Consider the following 20,922-nt stretch of genomic DNA (forward strand, 5'->3'; position numbering starts at 1 on the left):
CTTTTGGGGAACGGGCCGGGTCAGGCCGGGCGGACGTTCCCGTAGATCGGCATGTAGTAGATCGACTCCACCCGGACGTTGGCGCCCGGCTTGGGGGCGTGGATCATCTTGCCGTCGCCTATGTATATGCCGACGTGGCTGATGTCGCTGTAGAAGAACACCAGGTCGCCGGGCTTGAGGTCGCCGGTCGCGACCCGCTGGCCGACCTTGACCTGGTCCCAGGTCGTCCGCGGCAGATCGACGCCGGCCGCCTTCCACGCCGCCTGGGTCAGGCCCGAGCAGTCGTAGGAGTTGGGACCGGTCGCGCCCCAGACGTACGGCTTGCCCATCTGCGCGCGGGCGAAGGCGAGGACCTTCTCGGCCTTGGTGGAGTACGAGCCGTCGTCGGTGGACCCGCCGCCGGTCTGGCCTCCGGTGTCGCCGCCGGTCTGGCCGCCGGTCGAGCCGTCGTCGTCGTGCTGCCGCTGGCGCTCGCGCTCCTGCTGCTTGCGCGCCTCCTCCTCGGCCTTGCGCTTGGCCGCCGCCTCCTTCTGGCGCTCCAGCTCCGCCAGCCGCGCCTTCTCCTGCGCGGTCAGCCGGGACAGCAGCTGCCGGGCCTCGGCCAGCTTGCCCTGGACGGACCGCTTGGACTCCTCCAGGGAGGCCTTCGACGTCTGGAGCCGCTCCAGGCTCCGGCTCGCCTCGGCCCGCTGCTGGGCGGCCGCCGCCTGCTGCTCCTGATAGTTGGCGACCGCCTGCTGCTGCCGACCGGTCAGCCGCTCCATCAGATGCGTACGGTCGAAGAATTCCTGCGGGTCCTTGGCGAGCATCAGCTGCGTCGTCGGATTCATGCCGCCGGTGCGGTACTGCGCCGAGGCGAACGTGCCCAGTTCGCGCCGGGACTCGTTCATCTTCTCCGCGCGCTTGGCCGCGGCGTCGAGCAGATGGTTGACGGTGGCGCGCTGCCGGTCGGCGCTCTCCTTGGCTGCGTTGTACTTCTGGGTGGCCACTTCGGCCTGACGGTAGAGCCCGTCGACCTTCTGCTTGACCTCTTCGATGGAAGGCCTGGGTGCCCTGGGGGCGGCGTCGGCGGACTGCGAGAGCAGCGTGACCGAGGCGAGGGCGGCGGTGGTGAGCCCGGCCGCCGTACGGCTTCCGGACGTGGTGAGAACGCGGGTGCGCGGCTTGCGATGCGACGCCAAGGCCGGCGACTCCTTCCGTGGACCGCCTACCGGGTTAGCTGTCGGGTTCGGGCGGTGTCGCTGACGGAAGGCTTGCCCTACGGTCGGTACGTCCGCCGCTGGCGGCCGCACCGGTCGATTCACCCCGGTGGTGCTGGTGGGTCCCCGGCTCCGGGTGCCTGGTGGCAGGGCCGGACTCGGCGCAGGCGGCCCGTGCGGACGGTCGTTCGCGGGGAAACGGGCTACCCGAGCAGGCACGGTAGCCAACTCGTGTGGCTCCTGTGAAGGCTGATGTTCGATATGCCCGAAACCTTTTCGTGACCTTTTTCGGAAGGCCGGAAAACGCTGCGGTATCCGGAGCCGCCGGGTGCCCGATCTGGAGAGGGCGGGGCCGACTGTCGGTGCGGCGGCCTAGACTCGGTGGGCGATGAGCAGCCTCTTTGACGACAGCTTCCTGGCGGACCTCGGCCCCAAGGGCGAGGAGCCCCCGCCACCGCCCGAGGACGACCACGGCCCGGTCCCGGAGGAGATCCCCGCCGATCTCTTCGACGGGAAGTTCGACGCGCCCGTGCCCAGGGAGGCGTACTACCGCGACGGCGCCGCCCGCCCGCCCCTCGACCCGGCGGCGCTTCTCGAGGGGCTCAACGACGAGCAGAAGGCCGCCGTGATGCACACCGGCGGCCCGCTGCTGATCGTCGCGGGCGCCGGCTCCGGCAAGACCCGGGTGCTCACCCACCGCATCGCGTATCTGCTCGCCGAGCGCCATGTCCACCCCGGCCAGATCCTCGCGATCACCTTCACCAACAAGGCCGCGGGTGAGATGAAGGAGCGCGTGGAGGAGCTGGTCGGGCCCCGCGCCCACGCCATGTGGGTCTCCACCTTCCACAGCGCCTGCGTACGGATCCTGCGCCGGGAGAGCAAGAAGCTGGGCTTCACCTCCTCCTTCTCGATCTACGACGCCGCCGACTCCAAGCGCCTGATGGCCCTGGTCTGCCGCGACCTCGACCTGGACCCCAAGCGCTTCCCGCCCAAGTCCTTCAGCGCGAAGATCTCCAACCTCAAGAACGAGCTCATCGACGAGGAGACCTTCGCCGGCACGGCCGCCGACGGCTTCGAGAAGACCCTGGCCGAGGCGTATGCGATGTACCAGGCACGGCTGCGCGAGGCCAACGCCCTGGACTTCGACGACATCATCATGACCACGGTCAATCTGCTCCAGGCCTTCCCGGATGTCGCCGAGCACTACCGCCGCCGCTTCCGGCACGTCCTCGTCGACGAGTACCAGGACACCAACCACGCCCAGTACACCCTCGTCCGCGAGCTGGTCGGCGCGGGCACGCCCGACATCCCCGCTGCCGAGCTGTGCGTCGTCGGTGACGCCGACCAGTCGATCTACGCCTTCCGCGGCGCCACCATCCGCAACATCCTCCAGTTCGAGGAGGACTACCCGGACGCGACCACGATCCTGCTGGAGCAGAACTACCGCTCCTCGCAGACGATCCTCTCGGCCGCCAACGCCGTCATCGAGCGCAACGAGAACCGCCGCCCCAAGAACCTCTGGACGGACGCCGGCGCCGGCCCCAGGATCACCGGCTATGTCGCGGACACCGAGCACGACGAGGCCCAGTTCGCCGCCGACGAGATCGACCGGCTGACGGACGCGGGCGACGCCAGGGCCGGCGATGTCGCCGTCTTCTACCGCACCAACGCCCAGTCCCGCGTCTTCGAAGAGATCTTCATCCGGGTAGGGCTCCCGTACAAGGTCGTCGGCGGTGTGCGCTTCTATGAGCGCAAGGAGGTCCGCGACGTCCTCGCATATCTGCGGGTGCTCGCCAACCCCGAGGACACCGTCCCGCTGCGCCGCATCCTCAACGTCCCCAAGCGCGGCATCGGCGAGCGCGCCGAAGCCATGATCGACGCCCTCTCCTCCCGCGAGAAGATCACCTTCCCGCAGGCGCTGCGCCGCGTCGACGAGGCGTACGGCATGGCCGCCCGCTCCGCCAACGCCGTCAAGCGCTTCAACGTCCTGATGGAGGAGCTGCGCACGATCGTGGAGTCCGGCGCCGGGCCCGCCACGATCCTGGAGGCCATCCTGGAGCGTACGGGCTACCTCGCCGAGCTCCAGTCCTCCACCGACCCCCAGGACGAGACCCGGATCGAGAACCTCCAGGAACTCGCCTCCGTGGCCCTGGAGTTCGAGCAGGAGCGGGGCGAGGACAACCCGGGCACGCTCTCCGACTTCCTGGAGCAGGTCGCGCTGGTCGCCGACTCCGACCAGATCCCGGACGAGGACGAGGAGGGCAGCGGCGTGATCACCCTCATGACGCTGCACACCGCAAAGGGCCTGGAGTTCCCGGTCGTCTTCCTCACCGGCATGGAGGACGGCGTCTTCCCGCATATGCGCGCGCTGGGCCAGACCAAGGAGCTGGAGGAGGAGCGCCGGCTGGCGTATGTCGGCATCACCCGCGCCCGCGAGCGGCTCTATGTCACCCGCTCGACGATGCGCAGCGCCTGGGGCCAGCCCTCGTACAACCCGCCCTCCCGGTTCCTGGAGGAGATCCCGGACGACTACGTGGAGTGGAAGCGGACGGGACCCGCGACGCCGTCCGCCTCGATGGGTGGGCTCTCGTCGCGTGGCGGTGTCGGCGGGGGAATCGGCGCCTCACTGTCGTCGGCCCGCTCGAAGGGCCCCAGCGGCTTCGCGACGCGGCGCGCCACGGACCGGCAGGTGGTCGCGCTGGCCGTCGGCGACCGCGTCACCCACGACAGCTTCGGCCTGGGCACCGTCGTCGGGGTGCAGGGCAGCGGCGACAACGCCGAGGCGACCATCGACTTCGGCGGCGAGAAGCCGAAGCGGCTGCTGCTGCGGTATGCGCCGGTGGAGAAGCTGTAACGCCGTAACAGGGGTGGGCGGCGGTCAGTTCGGATCGAGGCCGTGGCTGCGCAGCCACGGCAGCGGGTCTATCGCCGAGTCGCCACCGGGCCGTACCTCGAAGTGCAGATGCGGGCCGGTGGAGTTGCCGGAGTTGCCCGAATAGGCAATCTGGTCACCGGCCTTGACCGACCCGGAACGGATCTTGGTGCTGCTCAGGTGGCAGTACCAGGTCTCCGTGCCGTCGGCCGCCGTCACGATCGCCATGTTGCCGTAGGCGGAGTTCCACTGGGTGCGTACGGTGCCGTCGGTGGCGGCCATGACCGGGGTGCCGTAGCTGACCGGGAAGTCGATCCCGGTGTGTACGGACATCCAGTTCACGCCGGCCTGGCCGAAGAGCGCGCTCAGCCCGTGGTCGGTGACCGGCAGCACGAACTTGGGCCGCAGGGCCTCCTTGCGGGCCGCCTCGTCGGCGGCGCGCTTCTTCTCGAGGGCCTGGCGCTGCTTGAGGTCGATGCGCTCCTGGGTGCGGTTCGCGCGGTCGCCGAAGTCCCGGGCGTCCGCGCTGAGTCCGGCGAGCTGGGTGTCGAGCTTCTTGTTCGCCGCGGACGCCTTGACCGACCCGGCGTCTCCCATGGCCTGGGCGGGCTTGTCGTCCTTCTTGTCGTCCCCGACGAACCCGGTGACGGAGGCGGCCGCGGCGGCGCACACTCCCATGGCGGCCACCGAGGGCACGGCCACGGTCAGCAGCGCCGAGCGCTTGGCCGTACGGCGACGGCCCCGGCCCCGTACGGGCTTCCCGGCCGCCGGCCCCGCGACCCGCCGCGCGGCGGGGGCCGGGGCGGTGACCGGCATCGCCTGGGTCATGGCGTCGGCCACGGAGGTGGCGTCGTCGGTCGGGTCGTCGGTGGGGTCGGAGAGGCGGGTGGGGGAGTCGGCCTCGAACCGGGGGGGTTCGACATCGGCAGCGTCGTACTCGGCAGTGCCGTAATCGGAGGTGCCGTACTCAGCGGTGTTGTACTCAGCGGTGTCGTACCCGGAGGCGTCGTACTCGGCTGCCTCGTACGCGACGGTCTCGTACGCCGGCGGGCCGGCCTGCGCCGGGATGTCGGCGATCAGGTTCTGGTCGGCGGTGGACCAGATCGCGGTGGCGTCGTGGCCGGCGGTGTCGTATGCGCCGGTGGCGTACTGACCGGTGTCGTAACTGCCGGTGTCGTAGGTGCCGGTGCCGTACGCGGGCTGCTCGTACTGGTCGTACTGCGGGTACTGATCGTGTTGCCGGTACTGCTCGGAGCCGGCGTTCTCGTCCGTGGTGTGGGCGTACGGGTCGTAGCCCCCATAGGTGCCGGTGTCATACGCGCCGGTGTCATACGAGCCGCTGTCATACGTACCGGTGGCATAGCCATCTGCGGTGTAGCTGCCCGTTGTTGCGTAGCTGCCGGTGTCGTAGGCCCCGGTGTGGTCGTACGTGGTTGTGGGCGCGGCGTACGTGCCGGTCGTCTGATAGCTGCCGGTCTCGTAGGCACCTGCGTCATACGTACCTGCGTCATACGTACCGGTGCCGTAGGTGTAGCCGCCCGTGTCGTACGGGGCCGCGTCGTATTGACCCGTTTCGTACCCGCCCGTGCCGTACGGGCTCGTGTCGTGCGAGCCGGGGAGTGAGCCGAAGAGCGGGTCGCCGTCGCCATACTCGCCGTAGCCGGGCGCGGGGTGCTGCTGCGCGTGGGAGTCGTAGGCCGGGTAGCCCGATGGGTGACGGTCGTTCACCAACTTCTCTTTCGCCTCGGCAGCAGGAGAATTAGCGGCGACTGTACCCGGCGGTACGTGACGGCGACAATCTTCTACAGGTTTCCGACTCGACGAGAAGGGGCATTTGGCCGCCTTTCGGGAGCCCGCATGCGAGTTCTTGGCGCCCCGTTCGAGGTTTGTTCGAGAAAAAGACAAGGTCGGGTCGCGAAAGCGGGCCGCCGCGGCGTGGCGTGCGATGCATTCAGGCCACTGAGATGGCGTTTTCTCTGCCTTCCATGCCCCGCGCCGACGTCAATGCCTCGCGTATTCCGGCCGCGACGGTGCCGTTGACCGGTAGCGCGAGATGTCCGACACCGGAGACATGCGCGTTGTGCGCGAGCAGATCGGGGTGATCGATCCGGGCCGTCCCGGCAGGCACCATCACCTGGTCCGCCTCGCTCCAGAATGCGACGAAGCGCGTCAGGCAATTCGGCGCCGGAAGCGACAGCTCGGCTATCACCTCGGAATCCGGCCGCATCTGCCGGACGATCGGGTGCGCCGACATCAGGGGCGCGAAACGGGTGCCGCAGTGCGGGGTGCCGAGCGTGATCACCATGCGCACGCGGGCGTCGCCGCCGAGGCGCTGGACGTAATATCGGGCGATGAGCCCGCCGAGGCTGTGGCCCACGATGTCCACCCGGCGGTGACCGGTCCGGGCACACACCCCTTCCACATGGCGGCCGAGCAGCTCGGCCGCCTTACGGAGATCGCAGGTCAGCGGGGAGTAGTTGAGCGCTTCCAGGTGGCGCCAGCCGTGCCGGCGCAGCGCGCGGCGCAGCAGGACGAAGACCGAGCGGTTGTCGATGAAGCCGTGGAGCAGGAGGACGGGAGGGTGCGCGCGGCCTTCCGTCGGGAGGAGCGGTGGGGCTTCGGCCCCGGATGCGGCGGGTGTGGGGTGCGGGATGGGCTGCTCCTGGGAGATGCCGGTGGGGTAGAGCAGCAGATGGCCGGCGAGGACCGCGAGGTCCACGACGGTGCTGCGCACAAGGAGCGGGAGGGAGGAGAGGCGGGCGGGGAGAGGGGCCTGCATGATCGACCTCCCGAAGGGCATGCGGGAGGCGCGCTCAACGGCGCGGTGGCCCGGCTGCGGCTTCCCGTGCGCCCGTCCCCGTGCGCACTGCGCCGTCCCGTGGCTGTGCGACACAAGGGACGCGGCGCCTGGCGAACGTGTCCCAGATGTGATTTCCCCCTCGCCGGATGTCACGAAACGGCTGGGTACGCGATGCTGGAGATAACGTTCGTTCACGCTCGTGGCCGCCGATCGTGGCCGCGCGATCGATTGTCGGCTCGGCGGCACCGCCCGGCGCGTGCCGTACTTGGCTTGGAGGCAGTGATGAGTGTGGCTCGGCACGACGGAGCGCAAGCGCAGAGCCAGGGCACGGCGGGCAGGCCGGGGCCGATCCGGGTCGTGGTGGCCAAGCCGGGGCTGGACGGTCACGACCGGGGCGCGAAGGTGATCGCGCGGGCGCTGCGCGACGCCGGTATGGAGGTCATCTACACCGGTCTGCACCAGACCCCGGAGCAGATCGTCGACACCGCCATTCAGGAGGACGCCGACGCGATCGGGCTGTCGATCCTCTCCGGCGCGCACAACACGCTCTTCGCGAAGGTGATCGCCCTGCTGGAGGAGCGCGACGCGGCGGACATCAAGGTCTTCGGCGGCGGCATCATCCCGGAGGCGGACATCGCCCCGCTCAAGGCGCAGGGCGTCGCGGAGATCTTCACGCCGGGCGCGACGACGACCTCCATCGTGGAGTGGGTCAACGCCAATGTGCGGTCGGCGGCGGTCTGAGCCGAGCGGAGGACGTACGGGGGCCGCGTGAGGCAGCGGGCCCCGGGGCCGGTGAGCGGTCATGAGGTGGGCCGGGCGGGCTCGTCGGCCTCCGTGGCCGGGGTGGCGGAACCGGTGAGTTCGGCGTGCATGGTGGCGCGCAGGCGCAGGGTGCCGACCAGGCGCTGGAAGGCCTCGGACCAGTAGCCGCCGGCGCCCGGGGAGGCGCCTTCCGGCTCGTCCGTGACGGCGGTGAGCATGTCGAGACGGTCCGCGGCGGCCGGGTCCAGGCAGCGTTCGGCCAGGCCCATCACCCCGCTGAAGCTCCAGGGGTAGCTGCCCGCGTCCCGGGCGATGTCCAGCGCGTCGACGACCGACCGGCCCAGTGGCTCGGCCCAGGGAACCGCGCAGACGCCGAGCATTCGGAAGGCGTCCGAGAGGCCGTGCGCGGCGATGAACTCCGCCACCCATGCGGCGCGTTCGTCCTCGGGCAGTACGGTCAGCAGCTTGGCCAGGTCTCGGGACGAGCCGGCCGGTGCCACCTCGGTGGCCTGGGCGGGGGTGGCGGGCGCGCCCAGCAGGGCCCGCGCCCAGCCGGCGTCCCGCTGGCGCACCGCGGCGCGGCACCAGGCGTCGTGCAGCTCCGTCCGCCAGTTGTCGGCCACCGGCAGGGCGATGATCTCCGCCGGCGGCCGGCCGTCGAACATGTCGCGCCAGCTGTCCAGAGGGGCCGCTTCCGTCAACTGGCTCAGCCACCAGGCGCCCTGGCCCCGCCCGGACGGCGGCTTGAGCACCACGCCGTCCCGCTGCATCCCCGCATCGCACTCCTGCGGTGCCTCGACGGTGATCACTGGTGCGGGGGTCCGGTCCAGGCCGATGCAGGCGCGGGCGCGCTCCGCCATCCGGGCGGCGAGCGCGGAGCCGGGCAGCGCGGAGAGCAGCTCGGCGGCCGTGGCGCGGACATTGCGGCTGCGGTCGGACAGCGCCTCTTCCAGGAAGGGTTCGTCCGCCGTGGAGAGCCCCTCGCGCAGCGAGTCGAGGAACATCAGACGGTCCTCGGCGCGCTCGGTGGCCCAGGTGCTGTCGAGGAGGTCGAGGCCGGCGGCCGGGTCGCGGCGGCGCAGCGCCGTCAGCAGGGTGACCCGCTCGGCGAACAGGCCCTCCTCCCACAGGCGCCGTACGCCCTCGGGGTCTCTCCCGCTCTCCGCGGCGCGGGGGGACGCCCCTGTGCGGGCGGTACCTCCCTCGCCGGGCACGGCCGCCGGGCCGGCGGTGCCGCGGAGCGCGAACTTCCAGTCGTCGTTGAGCCGGGCCAGCCACACGGCGCGCGGACCCGCCAGGGCGAGCGCGGCGGGCCGCAGGTCCGTACGGGCGCGGGCGGTGTCCAGGAGTGCGGGCAGCAGCGCGCCGGGGGCGCGGTAGCCGTACTCCTCGGCGGCGGTGAGCCACTGGGGCAGCAGCTCGGTGAGGTCGGGGGCGGTGCCGCGACGGCTGCCGCCGCCGGTGCCGCCGCGGTCGGCGAGCAGCAGGGACAGCCGGCGCCGAGCGGCGGGCGGCAGCGGGGGCCGCGGGTCGGCCGGGGCGGCGGCGGGCCGCTCACCGGCCAGGGCGGGGCGCAGCGCGGCGCGGCGGCGGACCGTGCTCACGGCGGCCGCGTCCAGCAGCGCGGCCGCCGGGCTCTGGCCGGCCCGCAGTGGCACCGGTGGCGTGCGCCGCTCCGTCCCGAGCAGGGCGGCGCTCACCAGGTCCTCCCAGGCGGCGGTGGTGGAGGGGGCGTTCGTCATGGGGTCTCTCCTAGAGTCGGGCGGCGGATGGGGGTGGCGTCGGCGGCCTGGCCGGTGGCCGTGTCACAGGGACACCGGGGTGGGGTCCCAGGCGGTCAGCGGCAGGAATCCGCGGTGGCCGCATTCGCCGAAGACCGTGATCGGAGCGCCGCCCGATATCGCGGCCAGCCGCCACAGGCCCGTACGGCCCAGACTCCGCGGGTCGAGCGGAAGCGCCGACTCCCCGTCCGTGTCGGCCAGTTGCCAGCCCGTGCCGTCCCGCGGCGGAACCGGGGTGACATCGGCGAGAACCACCGGCCAGGAGTCCAGCCAGGGGTCGTCGCGCAGCGCGTCGCCGTACGCGGCCAGGGCGGCGTCGATGCCGCAACCGGGCGGCACCGGGCCGGGGGCCGCCGGGGCGTGCCGCTCGCCCAGGGCGGCGCGCAGCGGGCGGGCACCCGGGTAGTAGGCCAGGTCCGCATCGAGGACCAGACCGGGCGGCAGGGCCAGGTCCAGCAGGCGCCCCTGTCCGCCGAAGGAGAGATGCAAGGCCATCCGGCCGGTCCGTTCGCCGCGGAGGTGGATGCGGCGGGTAATCAACTTGCCGTCGTCGCTGTCCTGTTGGGCGAGTACCAGCCAGCGGTCCCGGACCGTCGCCGCATCGGGGCCGGTCAGCAGATCCGCGGCCTCCGTGGTGAGGCCGACCCGCGAGCGCACCGTCGCGGCGAGCGGGGCCGGCAGCCGCTCCCGCCCCAGGAAGCCCTGGTCGAGGAGGTGGAGCAGGGCGCACTCCTCCAGCAGCCGGGACGGCCAGTCCGCCCCGGAGGCCACTGTAGAACCCAACTCCCGTACGCGTGCGGCAAGTCCGGGCGCCTGGGCGTCGACCATGCGCGCCGCTGTCTCGTCCCAGGACCCTCCCCCGTTCTCGACGGAGGTGCCCCCGCCGGCCCCCTCGGCCGCGGCCAGGCCCGTGCGCAGCAGGTCCTCCAGTCGCCGCTCCAGCTCCGTGGCGCCCGCGCCGATCCGCTGGAGCCGGCGCTCCGCCCGCCGCTTGGCGGCCTCCGGGTCGGCCGGCGTACGCGCCGCAGCGCTGCCCCCGGCCGCCGTGCCCGCCGCCCGCTCGCTCTTCTCCCGGCGCCCGGCCAGCCACTCGCCCGCCCACTGCGGCGGCTCCCCGCCCGGCACGGCGGTTCCCTCGCCCGCCCAGAGCAGCAGCAGCCCCAGGGCGTGCTTGCACGGGAACTTACGGCTGGGGCAACTGCACTTGAAGGCGGGCCCTTTGATGTCGATGACGGCTTGGTACGGCTTTTTGCCGCTGCCCCTGCACAGCCCCCACACCGCGCCTTCGTCCGCGCCCGTCTCCGTCCACGGCCCGGGCGAGGCGAGCTTGCCGCCCGCCTTGCGTGAGGCATCGTCAGGCGCCAGTGCGAGCACCTGATCCGTCGTCCAGCGTTCCCCCTGCGGATTCATGTCGTCGACGCTACGACGCGCCACTGACAATGCCCCCGGCGTCGGCCCGGCCGTTCGTCGAGGACGCAACGAAGTGGCTGGTCAGAGGCGGTTCTTGGGGCGTTGTCAGTGGTGTGGTGCAGGCTTGATTTCAGCAAGCGGCCGGCGGATCTCGCGGCGCGGGCCGCACACCTTGCGACGATTTTTCTGCGACGAGGGGGAGCAATGACAGCCAACTCCGAGAACAGCACCAAGGCAGCGAACGACGAGGCACTGCGGCCGCACGCGGAGGACACCTTCGCGGACGAACTGAAGGCCCTCGCCGCGGCCGACGACCGGCCGCGGCCGGAGCGCTGGCGGCTCTCGCCGTGGGCGGTCGCCACCTACCTGCTCGGCGGCACGCTCGCGGACGGCACGGTCATCACACCCAAATACGTCGGCCCGCGGCGGATCGTCGAGGTCGCGGTGACCACCCTCGCCACGGACCGCGCGCTGCTGCTGCTCGGCGTGCCCGGCACCGCCAAGACCTGGGTGTCCGAACATCTGGCGGCGGCCGTCAGCGGTGACTCCACCCTGCTGGTGCAGGGCACCGCCGGCACCCCCGAAGAGGCGATCCGCTACGGCTGGAACTACGCCCGGCTGCTCGCCAACGGCCCCAGCCGTGAGGCGCTGGTGCCCAGCCCGGTGATGCGGGCGATGGCGCAGGGCATGACCGCACGGGTCGAGGAACTCACCCGTATCCCGGCCGACGTCCAGGACACCCTCATCACCGTCCTGTCGGAGAAGACCCTGCCCATCCCGGAGCTGGGGCAGGAGGTGCAGGCCGTCCGCGGCTTCAACCTGATCGCCACCGCCAACGACCGCGACCGCGGCGTCAACGACCTCTCCAGCGCGCTGCGCCGCCGCTTCAACACCGTGGTGCTGCCGCTGCCCGCGACACCGGACGAGGAGGTGGACATCGTCTCCCGGCGGGTCGAGCAGATAGGCCGTTCGCTCGATCTGCCGGCCGGCCCGGAGGGCATGGACGAGATCCGCCGCGTCGTCACTGTCTTCCGCGAGCTGCGCGACGGCATCACCGCCGATGGCCGCACGAAGGTCAAGTCGCCGTCCGGCACGCTCTCGACGGCCGAGGCGATCTCCGTGGTGACCAATGGCCTGGCGCTGGCGGCGCACTTCGGGGACGGCGTGCTGCGCCCCGGCGACGTCGCCGCCGGCATCCTGGGCGCGGTCGTCCGCGACCCGGCCGCGGACCGCGTCGTATGGCAGGAGTACCTGGAGGCCGTGGTGCGCGAGCGCGCCGGCTGGAAGGACTTCTACCGCGCCTGCCGCGAGGTGAGCGCATGACCGCCACATCTGCGGCGGAGCCGGTGCTGCTCGGGGTGCGGCACCACGGCCCCGGATCGGCGCGGTCGGTGCGGGCCGCCCTGGAGCAGGCCGCGCCCGACGTGGTGCTGATCGAGGGCCCGCCCGAGGCGGACGAACTGGTGCCGCTGGCCCTGCGAGAAGACATGCGGCCGCCGGTCGCGTTGCTCGCCCACGCACTGGACGACCCCGGCCGCGCGGCGTTCTGGCCGCTGGCCGAGTTCTCCCCGGAGTGGGTGGCGCTGCGCTGGGCGCTGGAGCGCGAGGTCCCGGTCCGCTTCATCGATCTGCCCGCGGCGCACTCCCTGGCCATGGCGGCGGAGGCGGAGGCGGAGGCGGAGGAAAAGGCCAAGGAGGCGGAAGCCAAGGGGGCCGGGGCCGCGGTGGAGGGGGCGCCCGGTGAGGCATCGGCGGAGGACGACACCGCCGACGTCCGGGTCGACCCCATCGGCGTCCTGGCCGAGACCGCCGGTTACGACGACGCCGAACGCTGGTGGGAGGACGTCGTCGAGCACCGCGGGGAGGCGGGCGGCCCCGGCGCCGACGCGCTGGCGCCGTTCGCGGCGCTGGCCGAGGCCATGGGCGCGCTGCGCGAGGCGTACGGCGACGGGGGCCACGACCGTGATCCGGTGCGCGAGGCCCATATGCGGCTCCGACTGCGCGAGGCGCGGCGGGAGTTCGGGGACCACATTGCCGTGGTGTGCGGCGCCTGGCACGTCCCGGCGCTGGCCCAGCGCAGCACCGTGACCGCCGACCGCCAGCTGCTCAAGGGCCTGCCCAAGGTGAAGGCGGCGGTGACCTGGGTGCCCTGGACCCACCGTCGGCTCTCCCGGCGCAGCGGCTACGGCGCCGGCATCGCCTCACCCGGCTGGTACGGCCATCTCTTCAGTTCCCCCGACCGCCCCATCGAGCGCTGGATGACCAAGGTCGCCGGGCTGCTGCGGGAGGAGGACTACGCCGTCTCGTCGGCCCATGTCATCGAGGCGGTGCGGCTCGCCCAGGGACTGGCCACGATGCGCGGGCGCCCGCTGGCCGGTCTCGCGGAGGCCGATGACGCGATCCGGGCCGTCATGGGCGACGGCTCCGACGCCCCGTCCTCGCTGATCCACGACCGGCTGGTGGTCGGCGACGTCCTGGGCGAGGTGCCCGACGATGCCCCGGCGGTGCCGTTGCAGCGGGACCTCGCCCGCAGCCAGCGGTCCCTGCGGCTCAAGCCGGAGGCTCTGGAGCGGGAGTTGGAGCTGGATCTTCGCAAGGAGACCGACGCCGGGCGCAGCAGGCTGCTCCACCGGCTGCGGCTGCTCGGCATCCCCTGGGGCGAGCCCACCCGCTCCCGTGGCAGCACCGGCACCTTCCGGGAGACCTGGCTGCTGTGCTGGGAGCCCGAACTGTCCGTACGGGTCGCTGAGGCCGGCATCTGGGGCACCACCGTGGTGTCCGCCGCCACCGCCAAGGCGGCCTCGGAGGCGGTCGGTGCGGCGTCCCTCGCCGAGGTGACCGCGCTTGCCGAGCGCTGTCTGCTCGCCGAACTCCCGGACGCACTGCCGGTGGTGATGCGGGCCCTGTCGGACCGCGCGGCGCTGGACGCGGATGTGGGCCATCTCGCCCAGGCGCTGCCCGCCCTCGTACGGTCCGTGCGGTACGGCGATGTGCGCGGCACGGACGGCGCGGCGCTGCGCGAGGTGGCGCTGGGCCTGGCCGAGCGGGTCTTCGTCGGACTGCCGCCGGCCTGCGCCGGACTGGACGACGACGGCGCCGCCGAGATGCGCGGCCATCTCGACGCCACCCACCAGGCCGTCGGCCTCCTCGGCCAGCTCGAGGCCGACACCCGGCCCGGGGGCGGCACGGCGGACCTGCGGTCCCGGTGGGCCGGGGTGCTGCGGTCGGTCAGCGGACGCGACGCCGTACCCGGACTGATCCAAGGGCGCGCGACCCGGCTCCTGCTGGACGACGGTCAGTTGGGCGACGGGGGAGCGGAGCGGCTGATGGGCCTGGCCCTCTCGCCGGGCACGCCGCCCGGCGACGCCGCCGGATGGATCGAGGGGTTCGTCGGCGGCGGGGACGGCGGCATGCTGCTGGTCCACGACGCACGGCTGCTCGCGCTGATCGACGGCTGGCTGACCAGCGTGCCGGACGCCGCGTTCACGGACGTGCTGCCGCTGCTGCGGCGGACGTTCGCCGAGTACGAGTCCGGAGTGCGGCGCACCCTCGGCGAGCTGGTCCGGCGCGGGCCCGCCACTACCCGCGACCCGGCCGGCGCCGCCACCGACACCGCGGCCCCCGGCTTCGGCCCCGGCCTGGACCGCGACCGCGCCGCGGCCGTCCTCCCCACGCTGCGCCTGCTGCTGGGAATCGACCAGGGCGGCGACCCCGCCCGACAACCGGACAACGACCTCACGGGGGTACGGACATGACCACCACGACCGGCCCCACCACGACCGGCCCCACCACGACCGGCCCCGCCGTGGCCGACGCCGACGCCGCCGCCGAGGCCGAACGGCTGCGCCGCTGGCGGCTGGTGCTCGGGGGCGCCGGCGCGGACGGCACCGGATGCCAACTGCGGGGCAACGATGCCGCGATGGACGGGGCGCTCGCCTCGCTCTACGGCCAGGGCAAGAGCGGCAAGGGGGCCGACGGCGGGCGCCGTTCGGCGGGGCTCGGCGCCTCGGCGCCGTCCGTGGCGCGCTGGCTCGGCGACATCCGTACGTACTTCCCCTCCTCCGTGGTGCAGGTGATGCAGCGCGACGCCATCGACCGGCTCGGCCTGAGTTCCCTGCTGCTGGAGCCGGAGATGCTCGAGGCCGTGGAGGCGGACGTCCATCTGGTCGGCACCCTGCTCTCGCTCAACAAGGTCATGCCGGAGACCACCAAGGAGACCGCGCGGGCCGTCGTCCGCAAGGTCGTCGAGCAGCTGGAGAAGCGGCTGGCGACCCGCACCCGCGCCACCCTCACCGGTGCGCTGGACCGCTCCGCGCGGATCAACCGCCCCCGTCACCGCGACATCGACTGGGACCGCACGATCCGGGCGAACCTCAAGAACTACCTCCCCGAGTACCGCACGGTCGTCCCCGAGCGGCTGATCGGCTACGGCCGGGCCGCGCAGTCGGTGAAGAAGGAAGTGGTGCTCTGCATCGACCAGTCCGGCTCGATGGCCGCCTCGGTCGTCTATGCCTCGGTGTTCGGCGCGGTGCTGGCCTCGATGCGGGCCATCGACACCCGACTGGTCGTCTTCGACACCTCGGTGGTCGATCTGACGGACCAGATCGACGACCCGGTCGACGTCCTCTTCGGCACCCAGCTCGGCGGCGGTACGGACATCAACCGCGCCCTCGCCTACTGCCAGTCCCGCATCACTCGCCCCGCCGAGACCGTCGTCGTCCTCATCAGCGACCTCTACGAGGGCGGTATCCGGGACGAGATGCTCAAGCGGGTCGCCGCGATGAAGGCGGCCGGGGTGCAGTTCGTGACGCTGCTCGCGCTCTCCGACGAGGGTGCGCCGGCGTACGACCGGGAGCATGCCGCGGCGCTGGCGGCCCTGGGTGCACCGGCGTTCGCGTGTACGCCGGACCTCTTCCCGGACGTGATGGCGGCCGCCATCGAGAAACGTCCGCTGCCCATACCGGACATGGCGGAGCAACGGTGACAGGAGCACCGGGGGGACTTGCCAGGCACCTGGCTGGTCGTGCAAGGATCAGCCCATCGCTCGATCACCCGTGACGAGAGTGACAGCAAGGCCGCGCGTCCGCGCGGCTGTGCGTCCCCGTCCGTATGGGAAGGTCCCCTCCTTGTCTGCTGTGCTCGCTCTGCCTGCCACCGTGCGCCTGCCGCGCACGGTGGCCGCGCGGCGTGCGCTGCTGGCGGGGCTCTTCCTGGTGTCCTTCGTCGCTCTCGGCTTCGCCTTCGGCCCCGGCGCACACGCCGACGACCGTACGGGCGCCCAGGACCTGACCGGGACATCGTCCACGGCCACGGCCCCGGCCGAGACCGCCACCCAGGACCGGGTCACCACCCGGGACGGGGCGGACCGGCTGTCCGGCTCCCAGGCCGCGTTCGCGCGGCAGGGCGAGGCGGCCGACACCCGGTTCACCGCGCACACGGAGGACGCTTCCGCCGCCCTGACCCAGGCCGCACGGCCCGCCGCCGAGCGGACCGCTCCGGTCACCGACCCGATCACCCAGCCGGTGACCGGCGTCGTACGGGAGATCGGCAGCACGGTCGGCGCCACGCTGCCCGTACAGCTCCCCTCCGGTGAGCACGCGGGACGGCCCGGCGACGGCAGCGCCTCCGGTCACGGCGAGGCGCCGAACGGCGCGCAGCCGGCCGGTTCGCGGACCGTCGGCCCGGCCGCCGGCTCCGCCGCCACGCTGCACCCGGCGCACTGCACCGACGGCCCGCGTACGGCCGTCGCGCACCTCCGGCCCGCCCTGCACCAGCAGCGCGACCAGGGACACCACGGCCTGCCGGGACAGTTCCCGCAGGGCCCGGTGGCGCCCGCCTCGCACTCCGCGGGTGACGGCAACGGTCCCCGTGGCGGGGACCTGCACGCCGCCGCCCCGGCGGCCCCCACACGCTTCCGGCTCCTGCCCGGTGGCGTCCGCACCGCCGATGGCGCTCCGACGCGCCGGCGTGCCGAAGACATCCTCGAATTCCCCGGCTAGGGCAGACCGCTCCGCGTCTGTATCACCGACCTGCCGCGCGGGGGCGGGACAGGTCTGCCCAACACCCCTGAATTCGAAGGACTTCACCACCATGCGCTCGAACATTCGCCGTTCCATCGTCGTTGCTGCCGCCGCCACCGGTCTGTGGGCCCTGGGCTCCGCCGCCGCCGGCGCCGCCGAGCTGCCCGCCACCCCTAACCTGCCCGTCGCCGGTACGGCGACCGATGCCGCGAAGAGCCTGTCCACCGGCGATGCGGCCGGCACCGTCACGAAGACCGTCGACGGCGTCACCAAGACCGTCAAGGCGACGGTCGGCGACGTGGCCGGCAAGGCGACCGGCGCCCTCGGGGGCGGTGTGCCGACCGACCGCCTGCCCCAGCTCGGCGGTGTGCAGAAGCTGGTGGGCGGCGGTCTGCCGAACGCCAACGCCGGTGACCTGAAGAAGGCCGCCGACGCGAAGAAGGCCCAGAAGGCCCTCAAGAAGGCCGCCAAGCTGGGCAAGGCCGCTCAGCTCCCCAACGTCGAGCTGCCCGCCGTGCCGAACCTGCCCGGCGCCCCGTCGCTGCCCGCCACCCCGGGTGTCCCCGCCGCCGACCTGGACGGCCTGACCAAGAAGCTGCCCGCGGCCCCCGCGCTGCCCAAGGCCCCCGGCTCGGCCACCAACCTGCTGGCCGCGCTCGCTGGTGCGGGTGTCCGCCCCGAGCAGCTGACGCACCAGGCCCAGGGCGCGCTGGCCACCGTCCGCCCGACCGTCGACAACACCGCCGCGGACGTGCTGCCGCCCGTCGCCCAGCGGGTCGTCATCAAGGTGGTGCCGGTCGTCCAGAACACCGTTGGCGGTGCCGGTGTGCTCGCCGGTGACGCGGCCGCTCAGGCGACCCCGTTCGCGACCTCCGTCGGTGGCCGTGCGCAGGTCTTCGCGCAGGGTGTCGGCGCCCAGGCCACCCCGTTCGCGCAGGGTGTCCGCGCCGACGCCACCCCGTTCGCGCAGGGCCTGGTGACCGTTGTCACGGCCGACGGCCAGAACATCGCCGCCGACGCCGCCGCCGGCGCGCAGGGCCTGGCCCCGGTGAAGTCCCTCCCGGCCAACCTGTCCGACGTGACCGCCATCCCGGCCGTCCCCGCCGTCCCCGGCGCCCCGGCCGTCCCCGCCGCCCCGGCCGTCCCCGCCGTCCCGGCCGTCCCCGGCGCCCCGGCCGTCCCCGCCGTCCCGGCCAACCTCGGCGACCTGACCAACGCCGCCAACATCCCGGCCCTCCCGGTCCTGTCGGGCGTGCCGAACCTGCCCGTCCAGGGCGTCTGAACTCCTCCGGCCGGTAACCCCGGCCGGAGGTAGCCCCGGTCCATCCGTCACGGCGGTGACATCGGACCGGGCACGTCACCGCACGCCGGTGACACGGATTGCGCCGGATCATCTCCGGTGCTGCTGAACGGCCGGGCGGTTCTCTGTGGGGGAGAGCCGCCCGGCCTCGGCGTTTCAATAAACGGCGTCAACCAGCACCGAATCACTACGCGTTGGGCACCCGCAGCCGATCCCAGCTGACCTTCCCCGGCACCCCGTCCGCGTCCTTGCCCGAGAAGCCGAGCTTGCGCTGCCAGGCCGCGTACGACTTGCGGTGGGCCTCGTTCCAGTCCGGGCCGGGGCGCCCGCCCTTGTAGTGGCCGCAGCCCTCGGCCACCAGGCGCTCACCCATCGCCGCGATCACCGCGCTGCGCTCCCCCGAGCGGAAGAACCCGCTGCCGGGGAACGGTTCGTACGGCGGATACTCCGGCTTCGGCGGCACCGGCGGCCGGTTCTCGCCCTGGTCGCCGCCCTCGGACCCCGGCCCGTCGGCCCCCGCCGGCCCCTCCGGTGCCTTCGCCAGCCGCCGCTTGATCCGGTCCCGCATCCCGCTCATCGTGAAGCCGCGCGGATCGACCTTCCCCGGCTGCCACTCCTTGTGGCCGATCACCGAGCGCTCGCTCCACCGGTGCGCCCGGCAGATCGCCGCCGAGACCTTCTCGATCGCCAGCTTCTGCTCCTGAGGCCACGGGTCCCCGCCATTGCCGAGGTTGATGCACTCGAAGCCGTAGAAGTGACGGTTGCCGTCCGTGTCGGCGGCGTTGTCCCGCGGCAGTTCCGTCTCGTTGATCACCGCCCGCAGGACATCGCGGTCGCCGAGCCCGGCGTGGTTGGCGCGGCCGTTGCCGACGAGATGCACCTCGCCCTTCTTGTCGATCACGCCATGGCACAGCGGCCCCGGCAGATCGGCATGGCCGTCGTAACACAGGTCCACGGACCGCTCGGTGCCCTGGGTGACGGTGTGATGGATCATCACCCCGTGCAGGGGGCCCCATCGGCCCTTGGAATTGCGGTTGTGGTTCCGCCAGTTACGCACCTCATGGACGACCAGACCCTCGTCGCGCAGCGCCTTGAGCAGCTGGGACGCGGTCAGCGGGGTGGCCATCAGCCCACACCCCCCTGATCGGGCGCCTCGTCGACCGCCGCCTCGGCCGCGGCCGTCGTCTGCGACCTGCTCACGGGGGCCGCCGCATCGCCCTCGGCGCCGGACTCCGCACCGGACTCGGCGTAGGTCTCCTCGTCCCGCGCCGCCTCCTCGGCGGCCCGCGCCGCGTCGTCCGCCGCCGGGATGCCCTCCGACAGCGGCCGGAACGACAGCCGCAGATCGGGCACCGCCTGCTCGCCGTGGATCCACGCCAGCGGCGCGTAGTGCACCGCGATCCCGGACGGGGACTGCAGCAGCGGCCGGCGCGCCGCATCCGTCGGCCACTCGACGCTCCCGGTGGCCGTACGGGCCGGAATCAGCCAGAAGTCGCCGGTGCGGTAGGTGCCGTCCGCCGCGAAGTACACCTCGACGCCGTCCTCCAGCGGCAGCCAGCCACCCTCCTCCACCGGCAGCGCACCGTGCTTGAGCCGCCCGGCCTGCGCACTCCGCTTGACCGCCCGGGCGCTGCCCTCGCGGTGGTCCCAGCGGCGCAGATACGGATGCAGCTCGGGCCGCCGCCCCACGCCCGCCGCCGGCTCGTCCGAGAGGCGTACCCGCCGCCCCGGCAGATCGAGCTCCTCGACCCGCAGCAGCGGCAGCGCCTCGCCCCGGCTCGTAGAGGCGGTGTCCACGAACTCGACCCGGTCGCCGACATTCAGATCCAGCTTGTCGTCGCTGCCCAGTGTCGCCAACGCGACCCAGGTGCCGTCCAGTTCATCGACCGGGAAGGTGACGGAGCCGTTCTCCCGCGACCACTTGAAGGTGGCCTCCTTCGCGCCGCCCGCGTCGTGCACCTCGACCCGGTAGAGCTGGTTCTCCGGCCCCCGGTAGCGCGCATCCGGCTTGACCAGGCACGGGTCGTCGTCCGCATGGTCCGGGCGCTCACTGCGCGCCGCGAGCCGGGAGGCGGGGGCGGACGCCTGCCGGGCCCATGTGTCGAACGCCTTGCGGATGTCCTTGACCGGCGGGTTGTCGCCCTCCAGCCCCAGCACGGTGCCGGGGAGCGGCAGCACCTGCCACACCACCTTGGTGCGGGCCGCGGTGTCGGGCAGCGCGGAGCCCAGCGCCACCTCGCGCAGCGCCGGGTCCTCGGCGGCGGTGACGCTCCGCTCCCACACCTTCAGATAGGCCAGATACGGGAACTGGCTGGGCAGCCGGTCGCCGGGCCGCTCCGGGTCGCGGAAGCCGTCGGGCTGGTCCCAGTACGACCAGGTGGCGTCCGGCGCCTTGGGCGCGGCCGCGTCCTCGCCGTCGTCCGGCCCGTCCTTGTCCTCGCCGTCCTCGGTGTTCTTGGTTCCTTCCGCGGGCACCGGTTCCCCGGGCTGCGGGCGGGTCGCGTCGACCAGGATGCCGTCCACGTAGTAGCGGCCGCCGCCGATGAGCAGGTTGTCCAGGTCGCGGGAGCCGCCCTGAAGGTCGATCTTGAAGCCGGTGGCGCCGCTCGGCCCGCCGTGCTGCCCGATCAGATCGGCGGCGATCGTACGGGCCTGGAACAGCTGGATCGCGGTCTGCTCGTTGGCGTCGGCGTCCAGCTGGACGCGGCCCTGCTGGGCGACCACCGCGGAGTAGTGGCGCTGCGGCCGGAAGGTGAAGCGCGAGAGATCAGCGTGCAT

General features: G+C 72.9%; 14 protein-coding genes and 1 riboswitch. Of the genes, 7 read left to right on the top strand and 7 right to left on the bottom strand.

What is annotated here, in order from left to right; translation table 11 throughout:
* Window positions 1-20: 20 nt before the first annotated feature.
* Window positions 21-1,181, bottom strand: coding sequence for an NlpC/P60 family protein (locus tag AB0D04_RS12600; RefSeq protein ID WP_362702257.1), 1,161 nt, complete (start codon window positions 1,179-1,181; stop codon window positions 21-23).
* Between the two features lie 7 nt (window positions 1,182-1,188).
* Window positions 1,189-1,373: riboswitch (cyclic di-AMP (ydaO/yuaA leader) on the bottom strand.
* Window positions 1,374-1,587: 214 nt separating this feature from the next.
* On the opposite strand from AB0D04_RS12600, the gene pcrA reads away from it, so the two are divergent.
* Window positions 1,588-4,053: a DNA helicase PcrA gene (gene pcrA / locus AB0D04_RS12605; protein ID WP_362702258.1), complete on the top strand. Its 2,466-nt coding sequence runs from the start codon at window positions 1,588-1,590 to the stop codon at window positions 4,051-4,053.
* 24 nt (window positions 4,054-4,077) lie between these two features.
* On the opposite strand, the gene AB0D04_RS12610 is transcribed toward pcrA, so the two are convergent.
* Both AB0D04_RS12610 and AB0D04_RS12615 read right to left on the bottom strand, forming a co-directional pair.
* The gene (locus tag AB0D04_RS12610) at window positions 4,078-5,799 is read right to left on the bottom strand and encodes a M23 family metallopeptidase (RefSeq protein ID WP_362702260.1); all 1,722 of its coding nucleotides are present in this window, start codon (window positions 5,797-5,799) and stop codon (window positions 4,078-4,080) included.
* Between the two features lie 223 nt (window positions 5,800-6,022).
* Window positions 6,023-6,850, bottom strand: a complete 828-nt coding sequence (locus AB0D04_RS12615) for an alpha/beta fold hydrolase (protein WP_362702261.1) — start codon at window positions 6,848-6,850, stop codon at window positions 6,023-6,025.
* 303 nt (window positions 6,851-7,153) lie between these two features.
* On the opposite strand from AB0D04_RS12615, the gene AB0D04_RS12620 reads away from it, so the two are divergent.
* On the top strand, window positions 7,154-7,612 hold the full coding sequence (locus tag AB0D04_RS12620) for a cobalamin B12-binding domain-containing protein (protein ID WP_362702262.1): 459 nt from the start codon (window positions 7,154-7,156) through the stop codon (window positions 7,610-7,612).
* A 59-nt stretch (window positions 7,613-7,671) separates the two neighbouring features.
* Here the strand turns inward: AB0D04_RS12620 and AB0D04_RS12625 are convergent, their stop codons facing one another.
* Both AB0D04_RS12625 and AB0D04_RS12630 read right to left on the bottom strand, forming a co-directional pair.
* Complete coding sequence (locus tag AB0D04_RS12625; RefSeq protein WP_362702264.1) at window positions 7,672-9,375, bottom strand: DUF5691 domain-containing protein; 1,704 nt, start codon at window positions 9,373-9,375, stop codon at window positions 7,672-7,674.
* 63 nt (window positions 9,376-9,438) lie between these two features.
* Window positions 9,439-10,824: an SWIM zinc finger family protein gene (locus AB0D04_RS12630; RefSeq protein WP_362702265.1), complete on the bottom strand. Its 1,386-nt coding sequence runs from the start codon at window positions 10,822-10,824 to the stop codon at window positions 9,439-9,441.
* 204 nt (window positions 10,825-11,028) lie between these two features.
* Between AB0D04_RS12630 and AB0D04_RS12635 the strand changes: the two genes are divergently transcribed.
* From AB0D04_RS12635 to AB0D04_RS12655, 5 genes are all read left to right on the top strand, one after another.
* A complete protein-coding gene (locus tag AB0D04_RS12635) occupies window positions 11,029-12,147 on the top strand; it encodes an AAA family ATPase (RefSeq protein ID WP_362702266.1) in 1,119 nt (372 codons plus the stop codon).
* On the top strand, window positions 12,144-14,579 hold the full coding sequence (locus tag AB0D04_RS12640; RefSeq protein WP_362702267.1) for a DUF5682 family protein: 2,436 nt from the start codon (window positions 12,144-12,146) through the stop codon (window positions 14,577-14,579). The genes AB0D04_RS12635 and AB0D04_RS12640 overlap by 4 nt, the downstream gene beginning before the upstream one ends.
* A complete protein-coding gene (locus tag AB0D04_RS12645) occupies window positions 14,576-15,808 on the top strand; it encodes a VWA domain-containing protein (RefSeq protein WP_362702269.1) in 1,233 nt (410 codons plus the stop codon). The genes AB0D04_RS12640 and AB0D04_RS12645 overlap by 4 nt, the downstream gene beginning before the upstream one ends.
* Before the next feature lie 142 nt (window positions 15,809-15,950).
* Window positions 15,951-16,823, top strand: coding sequence for a hypothetical protein (locus AB0D04_RS12650; protein WP_362702271.1), 873 nt, complete (start codon window positions 15,951-15,953; stop codon window positions 16,821-16,823).
* 91 nt (window positions 16,824-16,914) lie between these two features.
* Window positions 16,915-18,126, top strand: a complete 1,212-nt coding sequence (locus AB0D04_RS12655; protein WP_362702273.1) for a hypothetical protein — start codon at window positions 16,915-16,917, stop codon at window positions 18,124-18,126.
* A 205-nt stretch (window positions 18,127-18,331) separates the two neighbouring features.
* Here the strand turns inward: AB0D04_RS12655 and AB0D04_RS12660 are convergent, their stop codons facing one another.
* Both AB0D04_RS12660 and AB0D04_RS12665 read right to left on the bottom strand, forming a co-directional pair.
* Window positions 18,332-19,270, bottom strand: a complete 939-nt coding sequence (locus tag AB0D04_RS12660; RefSeq protein WP_362702275.1) for a peptidoglycan-binding protein — start codon at window positions 19,268-19,270, stop codon at window positions 18,332-18,334.
* The gene (locus tag AB0D04_RS12665; protein WP_362702277.1) at window positions 19,270-20,922 is read right to left on the bottom strand and encodes a DUF6519 domain-containing protein; all 1,653 of its coding nucleotides are present in this window, start codon (window positions 20,920-20,922) and stop codon (window positions 19,270-19,272) included. The genes AB0D04_RS12660 and AB0D04_RS12665 overlap by 1 nt, the downstream gene beginning before the upstream one ends.

Source organism: Streptomyces sp. NPDC048483, assembly GCF_040651455.1.
Lineage (GTDB): Bacteria > Actinomycetota > Actinomycetes > Streptomycetales > Streptomycetaceae > Streptomyces.

Coding starts and splice junctions, on each gene's coding strand:
- pcrA (WP_362702258.1), top strand. CDS start 1,588: ATGAGCAGCCTCTTTGACGACAGCTTCCTGGCGGACCTCGGCCCCAAG.
- AB0D04_RS12615 (WP_362702261.1), bottom strand. CDS start 6,850: ATGCAGGCCCCTCTCCCCGCCCGCCTCTCCTCCCTCCCGCTCCTTGTG.
- AB0D04_RS12620 (WP_362702262.1), top strand. CDS start 7,154: ATGAGTGTGGCTCGGCACGACGGAGCGCAAGCGCAGAGCCAGGGCACG.
- AB0D04_RS12625 (WP_362702264.1), bottom strand. CDS start 9,375: ATGACGAACGCCCCCTCCACCACCGCCGCCTGGGAGGACCTGGTGAGC.
- AB0D04_RS12630 (WP_362702265.1), bottom strand. CDS start 10,824: ATGAATCCGCAGGGGGAACGCTGGACGACGGATCAGGTGCTCGCACTG.
- AB0D04_RS12635 (WP_362702266.1), top strand. CDS start 11,029: ATGACAGCCAACTCCGAGAACAGCACCAAGGCAGCGAACGACGAGGCA.
- AB0D04_RS12640 (WP_362702267.1), top strand. CDS start 12,144: ATGACCGCCACATCTGCGGCGGAGCCGGTGCTGCTCGGGGTGCGGCAC.
- AB0D04_RS12645 (WP_362702269.1), top strand. CDS start 14,576: ATGACCACCACGACCGGCCCCACCACGACCGGCCCCACCACGACCGGC.
- AB0D04_RS12655 (WP_362702273.1), top strand. CDS start 16,915: ATGCGCTCGAACATTCGCCGTTCCATCGTCGTTGCTGCCGCCGCCACC.
- AB0D04_RS12660 (WP_362702275.1), bottom strand. CDS start 19,270: ATGGCCACCCCGCTGACCGCGTCCCAGCTGCTCAAGGCGCTGCGCGAC.
- AB0D04_RS12665 (WP_362702277.1), bottom strand. CDS start 20,922: ATGCACGCTGATCTCTCGCGCTTCACCTTCCGGCCGCAGCGCCACTAC.